The sequence below is a fragment of the Bradyrhizobium sp. 521_C7_N1_3 genome, assembly GCF_052075975.1.
In the GTDB taxonomy this organism is placed as follows: domain Bacteria; phylum Pseudomonadota; class Alphaproteobacteria; order Rhizobiales; family Xanthobacteraceae; genus Bradyrhizobium; species Bradyrhizobium japonicum.
The window spans coordinates 10,185,394-10,200,473 of sequence record NZ_CP197232.1; the positions used below are offsets into that span (position 1 = coordinate 10,185,394).

19 protein-coding genes and 1 pseudogene are annotated in these 15,080 nt (G+C 62.5%); 4 read left to right on the plus strand and 16 right to left on the minus strand.

Annotation, left to right across the window (positions count from 1 at the left end):
• Nucleotides 1-3: 3 nt before the first annotated feature.
• Nucleotides 4-354: a hypothetical protein gene (locus AB7008_RS48210; RefSeq protein ID WP_441261161.1), complete on the minus strand. Its 351-nt coding sequence runs from the start codon at nt 352-354 to the stop codon at nt 4-6.
• 495 nt (nt 355-849) lie between these two features.
• Complete coding sequence (locus tag AB7008_RS48215) at nt 850-2,109, minus strand: hypothetical protein (RefSeq protein ID WP_441261162.1); 1,260 nt, start codon at nt 2,107-2,109, stop codon at nt 850-852.
• 846 nt (nt 2,110-2,955) lie between these two features.
• Between AB7008_RS48215 and AB7008_RS48220 the strand changes: the two genes are divergently transcribed.
• On the plus strand, nt 2,956-3,888 hold the full coding sequence (locus tag AB7008_RS48220) for a ferritin-like domain-containing protein (protein WP_441261163.1): 933 nt from the start codon (nt 2,956-2,958) through the stop codon (nt 3,886-3,888).
• A 36-nt stretch (nt 3,889-3,924) separates the two neighbouring features.
• Here AB7008_RS48220 and AB7008_RS48225 read toward each other — a convergent pair whose 3' ends face one another.
• Both AB7008_RS48225 and AB7008_RS48230 read right to left on the minus strand, forming a co-directional pair.
• Nucleotides 3,925-4,134 carry a hypothetical protein gene (locus tag AB7008_RS48225; protein WP_014491045.1) on the minus strand — a complete coding sequence of 70 codons (210 nt, stop codon included), beginning with the start codon at nt 4,132-4,134 and terminating at the stop codon, nt 3,925-3,927.
• A gap of 94 nt (nt 4,135-4,228) precedes the next feature.
• Nucleotides 4,229-4,672, minus strand: a complete 444-nt coding sequence (locus tag AB7008_RS48230) for a TspO/MBR family protein (RefSeq protein WP_441261164.1) — start codon at nt 4,670-4,672, stop codon at nt 4,229-4,231.
• 43 nt (nt 4,673-4,715) lie between these two features.
• Between AB7008_RS48230 and dinB the strand changes: the two genes are divergently transcribed.
• Entirely contained in the window at nt 4,716-5,816 is a 1,101-nt protein-coding gene (gene dinB / locus AB7008_RS48235; RefSeq protein WP_441261165.1) for a DNA polymerase IV, read from the plus strand.
• Between the two features lie 125 nt (nt 5,817-5,941).
• On the opposite strand, the gene AB7008_RS48240 is transcribed toward dinB, so the two are convergent.
• The 3 genes from AB7008_RS48240 to AB7008_RS48250 all read right to left on the minus strand — a co-directional run bounded on the left by AB7008_RS48240 (nt 5,942) and on the right by AB7008_RS48250 (nt 7,448).
• On the minus strand, nt 5,942-6,235 hold the full coding sequence (locus AB7008_RS48240) for a hypothetical protein (protein WP_441261166.1): 294 nt from the start codon (nt 6,233-6,235) through the stop codon (nt 5,942-5,944).
• Nucleotides 6,236-6,440: 205 nt separating this feature from the next.
• Entirely contained in the window at nt 6,441-6,734 is a 294-nt protein-coding gene (locus AB7008_RS48245; RefSeq protein ID WP_304492122.1) for a DUF1330 domain-containing protein, read from the minus strand.
• 24 nt (nt 6,735-6,758) lie between these two features.
• A complete protein-coding gene (locus AB7008_RS48250; RefSeq protein ID WP_304492123.1) occupies nt 6,759-7,448 on the minus strand; it encodes a DNA-3-methyladenine glycosylase I in 690 nt (229 codons plus the stop codon).
• A gap of 213 nt (nt 7,449-7,661) precedes the next feature.
• Between AB7008_RS48250 and AB7008_RS48255 the strand changes: the two genes are divergently transcribed.
• Nucleotides 7,662-8,489, plus strand: a complete 828-nt coding sequence (locus tag AB7008_RS48255) for a metallophosphoesterase family protein (RefSeq protein ID WP_304492124.1) — start codon at nt 7,662-7,664, stop codon at nt 8,487-8,489.
• On the opposite strand, the gene AB7008_RS48260 is transcribed toward AB7008_RS48255, so the two are convergent.
• From AB7008_RS48260 to AB7008_RS48280, 5 genes are all read right to left on the minus strand, one after another.
• Nucleotides 8,428-8,916: a Crp/Fnr family transcriptional regulator gene (locus AB7008_RS48260; RefSeq protein WP_028155347.1), complete on the minus strand. Its 489-nt coding sequence runs from the start codon at nt 8,914-8,916 to the stop codon at nt 8,428-8,430. The two genes, AB7008_RS48255 and AB7008_RS48260, sit on opposite strands and share 62 nt — an antisense overlap.
• Before the next feature lie 76 nt (nt 8,917-8,992).
• On the minus strand, nt 8,993-9,529 hold the full coding sequence (locus AB7008_RS48265) for a GNAT family N-acetyltransferase (RefSeq protein WP_304492125.1): 537 nt from the start codon (nt 9,527-9,529) through the stop codon (nt 8,993-8,995).
• A gap of 121 nt (nt 9,530-9,650) precedes the next feature.
• Entirely contained in the window at nt 9,651-10,391 is a 741-nt protein-coding gene (locus AB7008_RS48270; protein WP_304492126.1) for a di-trans,poly-cis-decaprenylcistransferase, read from the minus strand.
• Between the two features lie 29 nt (nt 10,392-10,420).
• Entirely contained in the window at nt 10,421-10,795 is a 375-nt protein-coding gene (locus AB7008_RS48275) for a winged helix-turn-helix domain-containing protein (protein WP_014491036.1), read from the minus strand.
• Nucleotides 10,782-11,399: a hypothetical protein gene (locus tag AB7008_RS48280; protein WP_038935828.1), complete on the minus strand. Its 618-nt coding sequence runs from the start codon at nt 11,397-11,399 to the stop codon at nt 10,782-10,784. Before AB7008_RS48280 ends, AB7008_RS48275 begins: the two co-directional genes overlap by 14 nt.
• A 205-nt stretch (nt 11,400-11,604) precedes the next feature.
• On the opposite strand from AB7008_RS48280, the gene AB7008_RS48285 reads away from it, so the two are divergent.
• Nucleotides 11,605-12,849, plus strand: coding sequence for a S1C family serine protease (locus AB7008_RS48285; protein WP_041957123.1), 1,245 nt, complete (start codon nt 11,605-11,607; stop codon nt 12,847-12,849).
• A gap of 237 nt (nt 12,850-13,086) precedes the next feature.
• On the opposite strand, the gene AB7008_RS48290 is transcribed toward AB7008_RS48285, so the two are convergent.
• The 4 genes and pseudogenes from AB7008_RS48290 to AB7008_RS48305 form a co-directional block, all read right to left on the minus strand.
• A complete protein-coding gene (locus tag AB7008_RS48290; protein WP_028155352.1) occupies nt 13,087-13,824 on the minus strand; it encodes a DUF899 domain-containing protein in 738 nt (245 codons plus the stop codon).
• A gap of 16 nt (nt 13,825-13,840) precedes the next feature.
• Nucleotides 13,841-14,173: pseudogene (locus AB7008_RS48295) on the minus strand (SRPBCC family protein); the annotation flags it as partial.
• A gap of 11 nt (nt 14,174-14,184) precedes the next feature.
• A complete protein-coding gene (locus tag AB7008_RS48300; protein WP_041957127.1) occupies nt 14,185-14,649 on the minus strand; it encodes an ArsR/SmtB family transcription factor in 465 nt (154 codons plus the stop codon).
• 100 nt (nt 14,650-14,749) lie between these two features.
• Nucleotides 14,750-15,037 (minus strand): DUF3551 domain-containing protein, encoded by a 288-nt coding sequence (locus AB7008_RS48305; RefSeq protein ID WP_306328643.1) that lies wholly within the window; start codon nt 15,035-15,037, stop codon nt 14,750-14,752.
• Between the last annotated feature and the right edge of the window lie 43 nt (nt 15,038-15,080).

The following is a 15,080-nucleotide window of genomic DNA, read 5'->3' on the forward strand; positions in this document are numbered from 1 at the left end:
CCCTTAGCCGTCTCCAAACAGCTCGTCGAACAGGTCGCCGAACCAAGCCTCAAAGACGGCGATCTCGGCTTCAGCAACCGGCACGTCTTCCGGCCAGTCATCCGTCACCGTCCATGTCACCGAAGTGCGCTTCGCTCGTCGCCGGCCAGGACGCGCGGCCGTCACTGCATAGTCGTAGAGATCGTCGCATTGCGCGTTGGTCGATACGCGCCGCTGCGATTCTTGAGAGCGAGCCATGGCGCCATTGTGGCAAGCCTGGCCGATCCACTGAACAGCCGAAGTGCGCGCCACATCACGCTGCGGTGCTCCGACCTCGCGCTTCGTCTGCCGCGTGAGCGCAATCGCGCAGAGCAAGCCATGATCGCTTGGCAGCAAAGAGCCGGGCCATCGGAGCGCAGTCAAGGCCGCAAGCCGGCGGAGCCGGGCGCGCGAAGCGCGAGCCTTGACGGCGTTGCGTTGGTCCGGCAGCGGTCTCCCATGCGATCATGGCGGGCATCCATACCGAGCTTGCGCAACACGACGCTACGCTGCGAACGATGGCGCTCGGAACGTTGATTTTGAATGCGTTTTCGGTTCGAACGGCACCAGGCCGCCTCATACGGTGCCGCTGCAGTGCCATCCAAAACAATGTGCAGACAAACACTTACGACCCCCGACGGCCCGGAGCGACACCGTCGCTTTTATCTAGCCGTCTTCTCTGGCCGACTTCGCTGGGTCGGACGCGGTTGGTCCGGTATTGCCGATAGCGGACGAGAGAGCGGACGTGGCAATATCGACGCGAATGACCCATAGCTGACTCGTGGTCGAAGGCGCATGCGAGTACGATCGCTCACACTTAGTCGGCTCCCTTCACAACTTTGCAAAGCTGCTTGCAAGTTCGTACGTTCGCAAAAAGATGATGTACTCGTCGCGCTCGAATGCGATGAGGTAGTTGGTGCCCCACTTCGTGAGTTGTTCGCTGATTGCCTCGCCGTTAATCCGGTTCGCATTGCGATAAAGATATCGGGGGGGCCACTGTGGCGCGCCGTCAATCGAGACGATTGCACTGTCGCAAAAAGCAAAGCCGCGCAGTTCCGGCTTAATCTCGGCTGCCGAATAATCCAAGCGTTCTTTTGCGCTCATTTCGGCTGGAAGTTCGCCGGTAGGCTCCAGCCGGTTAATCGAAAGATCTGTGTGGGCTGGATAAACATCGCCTTCGACTTGGCGATTGAAGAAAATGACCGCGCCGGGTTCGCGTCGAGCCAATCCGTTATTGCCCGAAGAGGCACCAGAAAAGTAATCTTGGAACCGGTTCCCTTCGATGAGCGGAGGCTTGTTGGGCCCATAAGCGATATCCCAAAGTGATTGTCGCGTCCGCTCATCAGGAAACCAATAGGCTGGTCTGCTGGGAGGCCAGCCAGACGTCACGACATCGCGCACCGCGTCGGAGAGCTTCATTCTTGAGATGCTGAGGCACTGCGAGGCCATCACGCGAAGCCCCGGCTTCCACTTAGGAAAAGTCCACATATTTACCGGGTTGATACCCAGCAGCTCGTAAGTGATGAAATTCTTTTGCGCGTCGGTCTCGCGCCACACTTGCCATTCTTCGCGCGTTGCTCGAGCAATTGTGGCACCCAGGAACTTCAATTCGGAACGCGGACTGTCGTACGCATCCTCCGATGCATAAGCGACGCCAGACCATGGCTCATCAGCACTTTGGTAAGTGATCACGAGCGGCAGTAATGTTTTGGGGACTCTGCCGTTCTGTGTGGTCTCGCCATTGCAGGCTTGAGGCAAGTGCACAACCACACCGTGCTCATCTTTTGTCTTGAGCCCGAAGATCGTGGGGACAACGCCAACTTCGACTGTTCGGTCGTTATCCTTGTAGGTGGTGGTTTTGACGCGGCAACCGACCACGATATCGAAATCAAGCGGCTCGCCTTTGTAGGCGTAGCTCGCCTTGAATCTGTAATAGTAGGCGCGATCCTGGTCGGGTGTGGTGACCTTAACCGACTTCGTGAAACTCATAAGGGCGCCGAAGACGAGCCAAGGTTGCGAAAACAACAGCATAAGCCCCAAGCCGAGTAAAACGACAACGCTTCCGAAGAGCAAGCTGGGTAATGTCTTCATGTCCACTTATGATGGTCGGTTGCGGGCAGGCTGATGTAGCACTGCAGCCGCATAGCAAATAGAGGTTGTGGAACTGATTGGCGACATTAGATCTTTTGCGACTACGTTTTCACCAATCGTTAGCCAATGTCATGCGCGAAACTCTGTGAAGGCTAGCGACCGCTGTTCGCAGACCGCGAGTCCGCTTGTGGCCCATCGCGCCGTTTCCGAGATCGATCGAAAGGGCCGCTGTCGAGGGCTAACCGGACCTCCTGCGAAATCGGGAAGACAGCCGCCCACGAGGAGTAGCGCAAGATCGCAGTCTGTCGCGGTCTATTCGGCCAGATCGCTCGAGCGGCTGCGAGATCATAGCGCCACGGCGAAGCTGTAGTGCCCATCTTCATCGGCCGTGGCGCGCCAGTCTCCTTACTCTTTACCGAGTTGCTCTTTACCGAGACTGTGTGCCGGCTTTTGACGCTGTGACGGCACCATCCATCAAATGTTGCGGATCGCACTCTGGCCTTCGCGACGTCGCGCGCGCGTCCGGCTGCTAAGCACGTCGAATGGAAAAGCAGTCACAAATCTCTGATCAACTGCGCAATTGATTGCACCCTTAAATTGTACTATTGGTTATGCGTTGCGGAAAATGAGCCTGATCGCAGCATGTTTCTGGTCGCGATCATCGGGGCAGGCCCGATTGCAGGCGTGATGTCGCAGACCGATATCCGGTTATTGTCGCACTGAATCACCCAGGAGCGCTCGTCCCGCATGCAATGAGCCAGCACGGAACCTGCTTGACGACGTCGGCCCAGTGGCGGCGCCAGGAGCAGGGCTTCGCAATCAACCGAGTCGGGAGGGGTGCTTCAGATGAAAACCATCGCCCAGTTCGTCGAGGATCGCATTGCGACGCTTTCCGACCTGAAAGACGCACTCCAGACCGCGATGCAATTGGAGTTCTCCACCATCCCGCCTTATCTTTGCGCGCAATGGTCGATCAACAGCGACCCGGGCGGCGTCGGCGGTATGATTGAGGACATTGTGGTGCAGGAGATGTATCACTTTGCCCTGGCAGGCAACATGCTGACCGCGATCGGCGGCGTGCCATCCATTGCCAATGCGGCCTTCATTCCGAGCTACCCGACCAACGTCCTGCCCGGAGGAATTCTGCAAAAGTTGCCCGTTGATCTGAAGCCGCTTACGCCAGATCAAGTTCAGGTCTTCATGCAGATCGAGTATCCGGAATTTCCACCGGTCGCGCTCACCGCAAGAACGGGACCCGCGACGATCGGTGATTTCTACGATGCGATCGCCGAGGGTTTCACCACAGTCAATCCCGCGATCAATGCCAGCGCTTTCGCGGTCAATTCGGGGGAAGCAACGCCGGTCAAGAGCATCGCCGATGCGCAGGCGGCGATCTTGCTGATCAAGGGCGAAGGTGAAGGTACCGAAGGCTCTCCTAACCAACCCCCAACCGGCAATGCAACGTTCGCCCACTATTATGTCTTCAAGGAAATCTACACCGAGAAAACGCTGGTGCGGGATGCGGCTGGCCATTGGAGCTTTACGGGAGCACCAATTCCGTTTCCGACCTGGTTCGATTTTCAGCAATCGACCGTCACACCGAGTCCGTCGCTTGCGTTCAATCAGGCCCTGTCGCAGCTCTTGATCGGCCTTCAAACGTGCTGGACAAGCGGTGCAAGACCCAGCATCGGCGCCATGTTCACACTTCAGTCGCTTGGCACGGACCTCATCCAGCAGGGCATTCGTCCTGAGTTCCTATGGGCGCCTCCCTCGGCATGAACTCCGGATCTGCCGCCCGCCTCCCAGAGCAAGCACTCAGGTCAGCATCGAGATGATCGACTGGATCTGATCGGAGGCGGACGTCACCAGGGCGTCATACGACGTATGACCGTGCGCAGCAGCCTTCAAAATGCATTCGGCGACAGCGGCTTTCAGACCGAACACCGACTGATCGGCCGGTACGCTCGCCATCACGGTCTCGAGGGCCTGGCGCATGGTCTGAATGAGTTCGGAGCTGTATTGCATTGGCTGTCCTCCGCGTTCCGATATAGGAACGCGGGCCTAGGCTCGCCACTCACAAGCCTGAGATTGCTCTTTGATAAACCTTGGACAAATTGCCTCAATTCAAGCGCCAGATGGCCGCATTGAGCACGCCGGCAAAGGCGACCCAGGCTGCGTAAGGCACGAACAACGCGGCTGCCAGCCTGTCCCGTGATGTCTCGAGACTGATGTAGGTCACGATCGCGACGAACAGGCAAATGAGGATGACGAGCGCGGCGCCGATCTGGTGCATCGTGAACATCACCGGAGACCAGACGAAATTGAGCGCCAGTTGCGCGGCCCAGACAAGCATCGCTCGACCCGATCGCTCACGGCGAAAAGTCCGCCATCCCGCAACCGCGATCATGATGTAAAGGATAGTCCACGCCACCGGGAACGCCCAGTTCGGCGGCACGAAATCCGGTTTGGCGAGGCCGGCGTACCACGCGCCGGGAAGATTGGTCGCACCGATCAACCAGCCGATGCCGACCACAGCGACGACGAAGACCAATAGCTGAAGCATCCATCACCTCGCGCTTCTCTTCGGGCAATTGTATCATCGTCCCATGAGCGAATCCGACACGGCGACTGGCGACGCCTCGCCCGTCCGCAAGATCATCCATATCGACATGGATGCCTTCTATGCGTCGGTGGAGCAGCGCGACAATCCGGAGCTGCGCGGCAAGCCGGTTGCCGTCGGCGGCTCCGCGGAACGCGGCGTCGTCGCGGCCGCGAGCTACGAGGCCCGCAAGTTCGGCGTTCGCTCCGCCATGCCGTCGGTGACGGCGAAGCGGCAATGTCCCGACCTGATCTTCGTCAGGCCGCGCTTCGAGGTCTACAAGGCGATCTCCAGGCAGATCCGCGACATCTTTGCCGAGCACACGCCCATCATCGAGCCATTGTCGCTCGACGAGGCCTATCTCGACGTGACGGAGAATTTGCAAGGCATCCCGCTGGCGCGCGACGTCGCCTTGCTGATCCGCGAGAAGATCAAGGCCGAGACCGGCCTCAACGCTTCGGCGGGCATCTCCTACAACAAGTTTCTTGCAAAGCTCGCCTCCGATCATCGCAAGCCCAACGGTCAGTTCGTGATCTCGCCGGACATGGGGCCCGCTTTCGTCGAGACGCTGCCCGTCGGCAAGTTCCACGGGATCGGCCCGGCGACCAGCGCGAAGATGAATGCGCTCGGCCTGTTCACCGGCCTCGACATCCGCAACCAGACGCTGGAGTTCATGAATGCGAATTTCGGCAAGTCGGGCGCCTATTATTACTGGATCTCACGCGGCGTCGACGAGCGGCCGGTCCGGGCCAACCGGATTCGCAAGTCGATCGGCGCGGAGACGACGTTCTCGACCGACCTCGACGAATACGGCGCGCTGGCCGTCGAGCTCAAGCCGCTCGTCGACAAGGTCTGGCGCCATTGCGAGACGACCGGCAACCGCGGCCGAACCGTCACCCTGAAGGTCAAGTTCGCCGACTTCGAGATCATCACGCGCAGCAGGTCCGTCACAGCGCCGGTTGCAGGCCGGGACGACTTGGAGCGGCTGGCCTGCGGCCTGCTCGAAGCCGAGATGCCGCTGCCCAAGCGCGTCAGGCTCCTGGGGGTATCGCTGTCTGCCCTCCAGGACGGGGACGATGCGGAGCCGCAGCTGACTTTCGGTATTTGAACCAGCCCAGAAAGGCCCGCCGCGAAGGCGAGACCTCTGCCCGCGGCGCGGCTCCAGACCCGTCATGAAGAAGGTGGCGGGATTTTCAGACCCGCCACCGATGAAGGCCGATCCGCTCGGGCCAATCAATGCCTCACATGCTCGAACACGACGATCACACCCGTCGGCTCCGGCTCATGGGCCATCAGGCGCGTGAGATCGGCATCGCTCCAGTCGGCGAGGCTGACGACTTCGCCGGTCTGGCGCTCGGCGCCGACCGACGGGGTCGGCTCGAGCACCTTCAAGCCTGTCTCGTCGACGAAGAAGGTGTGCTCGCCGAACATGCTGTTGAGCTGCGGCATGGCGGGATGTTCGTCGGGCAGCACCTGGGCGCCGAGTTGGTTGACGGTCCGCTTCACCTGTTCGGATGTGAGCTTCATGAGCTGCTCCGTTTCTGTCGTGCCGGGTTTCAGTGAATTGAGCCAAAACGGGCGTTCCCTGCGCCTGTGTCGCCTGGCTCAAATTCCCGAACGGATGTTGCGCACGAATGTTCCGGAAAAATGCATTTCGTGATCGTGAGTTTCATCCGCCGCGCTCACGGCACGGGATCGCCACACGATGCACACGATCCGCCTGTCGATGCCGCTATTCGGCGGCTTCGACGATCCGGATGTCGCGGTCGGCACCGTCGCCGAGCAGGTCGTGAGCGGCCTTGTAGGCGGGACTTTCATACGCCGCCTTGGCGCGCTCGACGCTGTCGAACTCGATGAGAACGACGCGTTCCATCAGGCCGTGCTCGAAGGCCGCAACCGGCATCCCGCGCGCGAGCACGCGTCCACCGGCGGCCTCGATGGCCGGACGCGACAGCTTGGCGTAGGCCGCCATGGCGTCGGAACTCTTGATCGCGCGGTAGGTCGCAACCCAATAGGCTTTTGCCATTTTGCTTCTCCTTGTTCTCGTGACCTAATGCTCGCTTCGGTTCTCGCCAACCGAGAGCGCGCAGATGCGCGACAGATATGTGTAGGGCAGACCGGTCTCCTCAGCCCAGGCGTTGAACTGTGCCTGCACTTTTGCGAGATCGCCCTTTGATTTGACCTCTTCGGCGATGTCGAGGCCGGCATCGCGCAGGCAGGCGACGACATCCCTGGAAGTGACAAAACCATCCCAACCGACGAAGCGCAGCAGCATCTGCCCGGTGTTACCGCCGAGCCGGCTGCCGCGCTTGGTCAGGAGATCGAGCAGGCCGACCTCGTTGGATGGCGGCCATTTCGCCAGAAACTTGCCGAAGCTGCCGTGCTCTTTCGCGATCTCCTGGACGAAGCTGGCGTTGTCGCGCACCGACATGATCTTGGCGCCGTTGCGCACGATGCGCGCGTCGCGCAAGAGGCCCTCCCAATAGTCCTCGGGCTGGAAAGTGAGCTTGGCCGGCTGGAAATGCAGGAACGCCGCTTCAAATCCGTCCCATTTCGAATCGATCACGCTCCAGGCAAAGCCGGCGCAAAACACCCGCCTGGTCATCTCGGCGAGGATGCGATCGTCGCCGAGCTTGGCCAGCCCCTTCAGGTCGGGCTTTTCGGGCATCAGCTTGTCGAGCGCCTTGGGGCCGCCCTTGCGTTTCTCGGCGCGGGCACGAATGGTCTTGAAGGAGGTCATGCGGCTACGGGCGTTTGAGGATGCGCCACGACATCAGAATTCGATGGCACGGTCCAGCCCTGCGGTGCCCGGCCACCTGCGCACGCCAATGCGCCGCAGCATGCGGCCGGCCATTGGCTTGACGACGAGAGGCCGCCATTCTGGTCTGCTTCTTGCTTTATAAATAGCGTTTTGGAATTCCCAGACATTTTCAAACCCGCCCATGGATTTTCAATGCGCTGCCTGGTCGTGGCCGATTTGCACTACTCGCTGCCGCAGCTCGACTGGCTGGTCAGCGCGGCGCCGCAGTTCGACCTCGTGATCTTTGCCGGCGATGCCCTCGACATCGGCTCGATGGTGGATTTTCGCGCGCAGATCGTGGTGGTGAAGAAGTACCTCGCGCTGCTCGCGGCGCAGACCCGCGTGATCCTCTGCTCCGGCAATCACGACCTCGACGAACGCAATGTGGAGGGCGAAAAGATCTCGCGCTGGATCTCGGAGGTGCGGGAGATTGGGATCAGTTGCGACGGCGACAGCCTCACCATCGGCGACACCCTGTTCACGGTGTGCCCGTGGTGGGATGGCCCGCTGGTCAAGCAGCGCATCGTCGAGCAGCTGCGCGCCGCCGCCGAAAGCCGCCCGCGCCGCTGGATCTGGGCGCATCATGCGCCGCCGGCGAATTCGCCGACCAGCTGGGGTGGCAAGCGCTTCTTCGGCGATGTCGATCTGGTGCAGTGGATCATGCAGTATCAGCCGTCGATGGTGATCTCGGGCCATGTGCACCAGTCGCCCTTCATCACCGACGGCTCGTGGTTCGACCGGCTCGGGCAGACCTGGGTCTTCAACGTCGGCCTGCAACCGGGACGGCCGCCGACGCATATCGTGCTCGATCTCGCTGCGGACAAGGCGTTCTGGCTGGCCGCGGGCCAAGCGCAATGGATCGACCTCGGCGCACCGCTGAAGCGGCCCGCAAACACCATCGAGGAGCCGCCGGACTGGCTCACATCCTTGGATCGGATTGCCGATCCGAGCCTGGCGAGACCTCGAGCGGCGTCAGGTTGATCATGCTCTGGAGCACCTCGCCGACCATGGCGAGATGGGTGCCGTGGCCGGCATATTGCCGCTTCAGATCGGCGAGATAGGTGTTGGCGGCGTTGAGCCGCTGCGCCAGCGTGCGCGCGAGCAGCAGCGCCACCTCCGGCTTCTGTATGAGGAATGACGCCGCGTCCTCGAACTCATAGATGACCGAATCCGAGCTGGCCCGTACCGTCGCGGTGTGCGGCAGCCCGAGCAGCACGGACATCTCGCCGAACACGGCGCCGGGCTCGGCGATGGTGGCGACCACCATGTCGCCCTTGAGCACGTCGAGCTTGCCCTCGACGAGCACGTAGAGGTGGCCGCTGCTGGTTCCACCCTCCGTGACGACGAGCGTGCCGGCCGCAACCTGCCGCTCCGTTCCGCCGGTGCAATGATCCAAAACTGCGCGCATCGCCGAAGCTCCCATCGCTGGGGAAATCCAGGCGATACTAGAGCACGATCCGTGCCAGGCGGCAACGCGCGGACGGCTACCGCGACAAGCGCTTTGCGAGGTGAACCGACTGCCAGTCTCCGAGACCGGTATCCCGGAAGCCTGCCTTCTTTGCCAGACCGCGCATCTCGGCATTTGTCCGCGCAGTCTCGGCCGCGATCGTCTCGTGGCCAAGATCGGCCGCACGCGTCTCCATCGCCGTCATCATCTGCAAGCCGAGGCCCAGGCGCTGGAACGCATCGGCGACCGAAATGGCAAACTCGCCATGCCGTGCAGTCGCATCATAGGCGTAGTTCGCTTCGCCGATGATGGTCTGCTGCCCTTGCTGCGTGACTTCGGCGAGCAGGGTGAAATGACCGGGACGGCCCGTCCTCGCCACGCATTCGGCCGCGACAAGGGCGAAGTCGGTACGCGCGCCCATGAAGCGCTTGTTGCGCGACGTCGTGGACAGGCCGGTGAAATAGACCGACAGGTTCTCGACATCGGATACGCGGGCGGTCCTGATACAGACCATCCCCTTCGCTTCGGCCAGTCCGACCGGCTCGGCGACGGCTCCCGGAAACAGCTCTGACATGCGTGATGCTCTCGGCAGGTTGCGTGGACCGCACACCTAACCGAGACCGCGCGTCCGCGGCTTGGACACCACTGCCAATCATGCGGCTGAAAACGAACAGCTCGTTGTCCCGTGGCGTGCATCACACCCGGGAGAGTGACGGCACCTCGTCGGGCATGATCGCCTGGAGGCCGCCGAAGCGGCGCTCGCGGCCGTGGAACGACGCCAGAGCCGCGGAGAGATCGCTCGCGTCGAATTCGGGCCACATCCGCTCGGTGAAGTGCAGCTCGGCATAGGCACCTTCCCAAAGCAGGAAGTCCGACAGCCGCTTCTCGCCGGAGGTGCGGATGATGAGATCGACGTCGCGCAGGCCGGCCTCGCCGGTGACGAGCTGCGAGAAGGCTTCACGGGTGAGGCTCGTCAGTGCCGCCGCCTTCGCTGCAGCGTTGAGGATGGCGTCGCGGGCGGAATAGTCGACCGCGATGCGCAGGTGAAGCGTGCTGCCGTGCGCGGTGGCGGCTTCCGCGCGCGCGATCGCATTGGCGATGCCGTCGGGCAGACGGTCGCGGCGGCCGATCACGGTGAGCCGCACGCCGTTCCTCGCGAGGCTCTGCACCTCGTTGGCGAGATAGAAGCGCAGCAACGTCATCAGCGCCGCGACTTCGGTTTTCGGCCTGCGCCAATTGTCGGTGGAGAAGGCGTAGAGCGTCAGCGTCCCGATGCCCTGCTTGGGCGCGGCCTCGACGATGCGGCGGATCGCCTCGACGCCGGCTTCGTGGCCGCGCACGCGCGACAGGCCGCGGCGCGTCGCCCACCGCCCGTTGCCGTCCATGATGATGCCGACGTGAAGCTTCTCGTTGCGAGAGGTCATGTCGCTTTGCATTGCAAAGTCTCCGGTCAAAAAAGGGGGGATCAGGTCGAGACGATACCGAGACGGCCAAGCGGCGGCGCGTCGCGGCCGGCGGCCTTGGCGGCGTCGCGCACCAGCCGCTCGAGCACGGCGAGATAGTCGAGGAAGCGGCGGCGGCCGGCCTTGGTCAGGCGGCAGGTCGTGTGCGGGCGGTTGCCCTCATAGCCCTTGGTCACCTCGACGAGGCCGGCCTCCTGGAGCACGGCGAGATGCCGGCTGAGATTGCCGTCGGTGAGGCCGCAGAGCTGCTTGAGGTCGGCGAATGCCAGGCCCTTCGGATGCGCCATCAGTGAGGTCAGAAGTCCGAGCCGCGCCTTCTCGTGGATGACGCGGTCGAGCCCTTCATAGGAAAAGGGTGCGCTGTCAGTCTTCGACATCATGGTCTCCGGACGCGAAATACAGAATGCCTGCCATCACCGACTGCCCGATCACGAAGGGCAGCCCCATGGTCCATGGCGACAGCGTGTGGGTTTGGCTCGCCAGGACCAGCACAGCAAAGCCCGACACAAAATACCAGGCGCCGGCGAGCGCGACGGTGCGCGGCAGCGAGCGAACCGAGGCGAAGATGCCGAGCGAGACCAGGATCTGCCACAGGCCGGGCAACAGCCACAGCGTCTCGCTCGCGAATTTCCACATCACCACCGCGAGCAGCACGCCGGCGACGCCTGCGGGCAGGAACTGCTCGACCGCCTGGTGGATCATGGCATCGGCCAGGCCGGAATGATGACGGCGCGACCGCGCGCGCATCTCGATGCCGATCATCAGAACGGAGAGCACCGCGGCCATGAACCAGCCGAAGAAGAAGCCGACCGGCTCGCTGGTGGGATCGCCGAGCAGCCAGAATTGGAGGATTGCGGTCAGAAGCGCGACGGCGCCCGTCGCAGCGATCGTCGCCGGACCATAGCCGCGGAACGCCGTGCCCGCCGCAATCTGGTTGCGGATCGCCACGATGTCGGCCAGTGCCTTGTCGAGATCGCGCATTGGCAACGCCAAAACCCCGCTCCGCCCAATCAACCGGGACCGCCCGTCCCGTTACTTTGTATCGCAAAGTATATCGCACCGCAAAGTAAAGGCAAGCCCGGAAGTCGCAGCCGGATGGTCCGATCCACGTAGACAACTGTCGGTTGCGCCGCATGACTGCAGGCGGATAAGATGGCTTCAAAACCATTCCGGGGGGGAAGGAAGTATGTGGCTTAAGTCATTTATCGTTGCGTCTCTGTTGCAGGTGAGCGTCGCCGGCATCGCGCATGCGAAGGGACCATTCGGCAGCGTCAATGTCGGCAACTGGATCGGCGGCGCCTTCAGCAATGACGAGACGGGCGCTTTCTCCCATTGCGCCGCGACGACGCCTTATGCGAACGGCGTCATCCTCGTCGTGAGCCAAAATTCCGCCGGCACATGGTCGCTCGCCTTTGCGAGTCCCAGCTACCGCTTCAACAAGGGCGAGAACGCCGCGATCGACGTGACCTTTGACGGGCAGGAGCAAGCCAGGCTTTTCGCCACGGCGTACCAGCCCAACATGCTCACGGCCATCATGCCGGTCAATGTTGTGCGTACGTTTCAGAAGGCGAGCCTGATGGTGGCGACGGCCGGCCGCGCCGTTCTGAACTTCGATCTGACCTCGACCGGGCCGGTGATCGCCGCATTGGCCAATTGCGTGACCAAGGTAAAAGCCGACGGGCTCGACAAGGCCGGCGACTTCACCAGGATCGCCGCCAAGCCGCAGCCTGCGCCGGACAAGCAGGCGCCGCCGGCCGGCGGCAAAGTTGCCAGGACCAAGACCGGCACTGGCTTCGTGGTCAGCGCGAACGGCCACGTCGTCACCAACAACCATGTGATCGACGGCTGCGTCGGCGACATCAAGGGCAACCTCACCGGTGAGGCCGCGATGGTGCTGCGCGTCGTATCGAGCGACGTCAACAACGATCTCGCCTTGCTGCAGGCGCCGTCGACGACGACATTCAAGGACTTTGCGCGGATCCGCGATCGCTCGATTCGCTCCGGCGATTCCGTCATCGTCATCGGCTTTCCCTTCCATGGCTTGCTCACGTCGGACTTCACCGTGACGACCGGTATCGCGAGCTCGCTCAGCGGCATGCGCAACGACACGCGTTTCCTGCAAATCAGCGCGCCCGTGCAGCCCGGCAATAGCGGCGGCCCGCTGTTCGACACCACCGGTCAGATCGTGGGCGTGGTCACCGCAAAGATCCCCGCACTGCGCATCGTCGCTGCGACCGGCAACATTCCGGAGAACATCAACTTCGCCATCAAGACCGGCATGCTGCGCGACTTTCTCGACAATTCCGTGGTGCCCTACCAGACCGCCGAGCCGAAGGGTGAGCTCAAAACCACCGACATCGCCGGCAACGCGCGGCCGTACACGATGCTGATCTCGTGCAATGGCACGGAGCAGGCCGACGCCAAGCGGTGAAGTGGAGCGCAAAGGGACAGCGTGGTACCGACTTCCGCTGTCATTCCCCGCGACCCGGCTACGCCAAGGCTTCGCCGGGGCTTCAGTCTAGGGGCGCCGAAGCTTCAGCGTAGGCGGCAAGCGGGGAATCCAGTACGCCGCGGCCTCTCGATGAACCACGAACGACTCGGAATACCGGATCGCCCGATCAAGCCGGGCGATGACACCGTTGGTGTGGGCACAGCGCACCCGCTCCCCTCACCCGTGGCAGCAGGTCCCCTTCTCCGCCTGCGGCTCGTACTGGTCGCGCAGGCGGACCCAGTCCATCGGATAGGGCAGGCCGTCCTCATGACGACCGAGCGGGGTGAGGTCGAGATATTGATAGGCCGCGTTCATCATGTCGAGACCGCGCGCGAAGCATGAATAGGTATGGAAGATCTCGCCGACCTCGTTGCGATAGAACACGCTGATACCGGGCAGCTCCGGACCGTAGAACGGCGTGGTGCCGAAATTGTATTTGGGCACGCCCTTGTCGATCTGCTCGCGCGTGAACGAGACCTCGTAGTCGTAGTTGAAGTCGTTGCCTCCTGACGAGACCCAGTCGAAGGTCCAGCCCATCCGCTTCTTGAAGGCCTCGAGCTTGGCGCTAGGTGCTAGCGAGATCGCAACCGCGGAGGTGTCGCGGGCGGCGAGGTGCGGCACCATGCGATCGAGACCGTCGGCCCAGAACGAGCAGCTCTTGCATGCGGCCTCCCAGTCGGGTGCGAACATCACGTGCTGCACCACGAGTTGCGGGCGGCCCCCGAAGAGATCGCCGAGCGTCACCTTGCCGTTCGGTCCGTCGAACACATAGTTCTTGTCGACCTTCACCCAGGGCAGCGCGCGGCGCTGCTCGGCGAGGCGCTCGCGGGCCTGGCTGAGCTCCTTCTCATGCGCCAGGTGGGCTTTGCGGGCCGCGATCCATTGCTCGCGCGAGACGATCTGATGTTGCTGCACGGTATCCTCCATGGTGTCAGGCGACGAAGGCGTCGAGCTTGTCGAGGGACGAGCTCCAGCCGCGCTGGTGATTGTCGCGTGCGGTCTCGTCGAAGAACTGGGCGTGATGGAAGATCATCAGCGTGCCGGCGCTATCCGGCTTCAGCGTGATCGTCACCAGCGATTCGCGCTTCGGCGTCGAATGCCAGGCCCAGGTGAACACCAGCCGCTCGTTCGGCACGACCTCGCGATAGATGCCGCCGGCCTCGAAATATTCGTCGTCGCCGCCGGTGAAGCTGATGCGGTAGCGGCCACCGGTACGGACATCGAGCTCGGCGTCCAGCGTCGCCGGCTTCATGTTCGGCGGCCCGAACCACTGGACTAGCTGCGCGGCTTGCGTCCAAGCGGCGTAGACTTTCTCCGGCCGTGCGCGGAGCCGGCGCGTGAGCGTGAGGCTTGGACGTTCGCTTGGACGCTCGGTTGTGCCGGGATCGGCGTTGACGGCTGCGTTGGCCATGTCTTGTCCTCCACGAAAGCGGCGAGGCGGTCGAACTTCTCGGACCAGAATTGCGCGTAGCGATTGAGCCAGTTCATCGCCTGCTCCATCGGCTGCGCGGTGAGCCGGCAGGACACCGTGCGCCCGGTCTTCTCCCGCACGATCAGGCCCGCATCCGTGAGCACGTCGAGATGCTTCATGATCGCCGGCAGCGAGACCGGGAACGGCGCGGCCAGCTCGCTCACCGACAGGCCGTCCCGCTCGCCGAGCCGCGCGAGAAGGGCACGCCGCGTCGGATCGGACAGCGCCGCAAAGGTCCGGTCGAGCGTCTCGTCTCTATACTTAACCATATGGTTTAGTATAGACATGAGCGAGAAAGCGTCAAGCAGGAACCCGCGCGTCCGGATCTGCACGACTGCGTGATCAGGCAGAGGTCGGTGTGAGGCGCGACTAGTATGGCGGAACGCGCCGACCGCGTAGTGACGGCTGAGACCGCACGGCCGTGTAGCCAGGATTTTGTGCGCAATAGCCCTTACGGCCCGACGCGCTCATCAGGCACTGCTCGCGGGTCTGATAGGAACAGTCGCCGGGATAGCCGTATTCCGAGTTCTGAATGCACCACGCGTAATCATAGTCCGCGCGCGCCGGGCTCCCGCCAGCGAGCCACACAAGGACTATGGTGCCCAGCACAAATTGCGCCTTGCGCATGACCGATCTCCCATGTTCGCCGCGCGACATGCGACCTCATAGAGGGAAAGGCTCGCGGAGCCGGTTTATTCCG

Coding starts and splice junctions, on each gene's coding strand:
- AB7008_RS48215 (WP_441261162.1), bottom strand. CDS start 2,109: ATGAAGACATTACCCAGCTTGCTCTTCGGAAGCGTTGTCGTTTTACTC.
- AB7008_RS48220 (WP_441261163.1), top strand. CDS start 2,956: ATGAAAACCATCGCCCAGTTCGTCGAGGATCGCATTGCGACGCTTTCC.
- AB7008_RS48225 (WP_014491045.1), bottom strand. CDS start 4,134: ATGCAATACAGCTCCGAACTCATTCAGACCATGCGCCAGGCCCTCGAG.
- AB7008_RS48230 (WP_441261164.1), bottom strand. CDS start 4,672: ATGCTTCAGCTATTGGTCTTCGTCGTCGCTGTGGTCGGCATCGGCTGG.
- dinB (WP_441261165.1), top strand. CDS start 4,716: ATGAGCGAATCCGACACGGCGACTGGCGACGCCTCGCCCGTCCGCAAG.
- AB7008_RS48240 (WP_441261166.1), bottom strand. CDS start 6,235: ATGAAGCTCACATCCGAACAGGTGAAGCGGACCGTCAACCAACTCGGC.
- AB7008_RS48245 (WP_304492122.1), bottom strand. CDS start 6,734: ATGGCAAAAGCCTATTGGGTTGCGACCTACCGCGCGATCAAGAGTTCC.
- AB7008_RS48250 (WP_304492123.1), bottom strand. CDS start 7,448: ATGACCTCCTTCAAGACCATTCGTGCCCGCGCCGAGAAACGCAAGGGC.
- AB7008_RS48255 (WP_304492124.1), top strand. CDS start 7,662: ATGCGCTGCCTGGTCGTGGCCGATTTGCACTACTCGCTGCCGCAGCTC.
- AB7008_RS48260 (WP_028155347.1), bottom strand. CDS start 8,916: ATGCGCGCAGTTTTGGATCATTGCACCGGCGGAACGGAGCGGCAGGTT.
- AB7008_RS48265 (WP_304492125.1), bottom strand. CDS start 9,529: ATGTCAGAGCTGTTTCCGGGAGCCGTCGCCGAGCCGGTCGGACTGGCC.
- AB7008_RS48270 (WP_304492126.1), bottom strand. CDS start 10,391: ATGCAAAGCGACATGACCTCTCGCAACGAGAAGCTTCACGTCGGCATC.
- AB7008_RS48275 (WP_014491036.1), bottom strand. CDS start 10,795: ATGTCGAAGACTGACAGCGCACCCTTTTCCTATGAAGGGCTCGACCGC.
- AB7008_RS48280 (WP_038935828.1), bottom strand. CDS start 11,399: ATGCGCGATCTCGACAAGGCACTGGCCGACATCGTGGCGATCCGCAAC.
- AB7008_RS48285 (WP_041957123.1), top strand. CDS start 11,605: ATGTGGCTTAAGTCATTTATCGTTGCGTCTCTGTTGCAGGTGAGCGTC.
- AB7008_RS48300 (WP_041957127.1), bottom strand. CDS start 14,649: ATGGTTAAGTATAGAGACGAGACGCTCGACCGGACCTTTGCGGCGCTG.
- AB7008_RS48305 (WP_306328643.1), bottom strand. CDS start 15,037: ATGTCGCGCGGCGAACATGGGAGATCGGTCATGCGCAAGGCGCAATTT.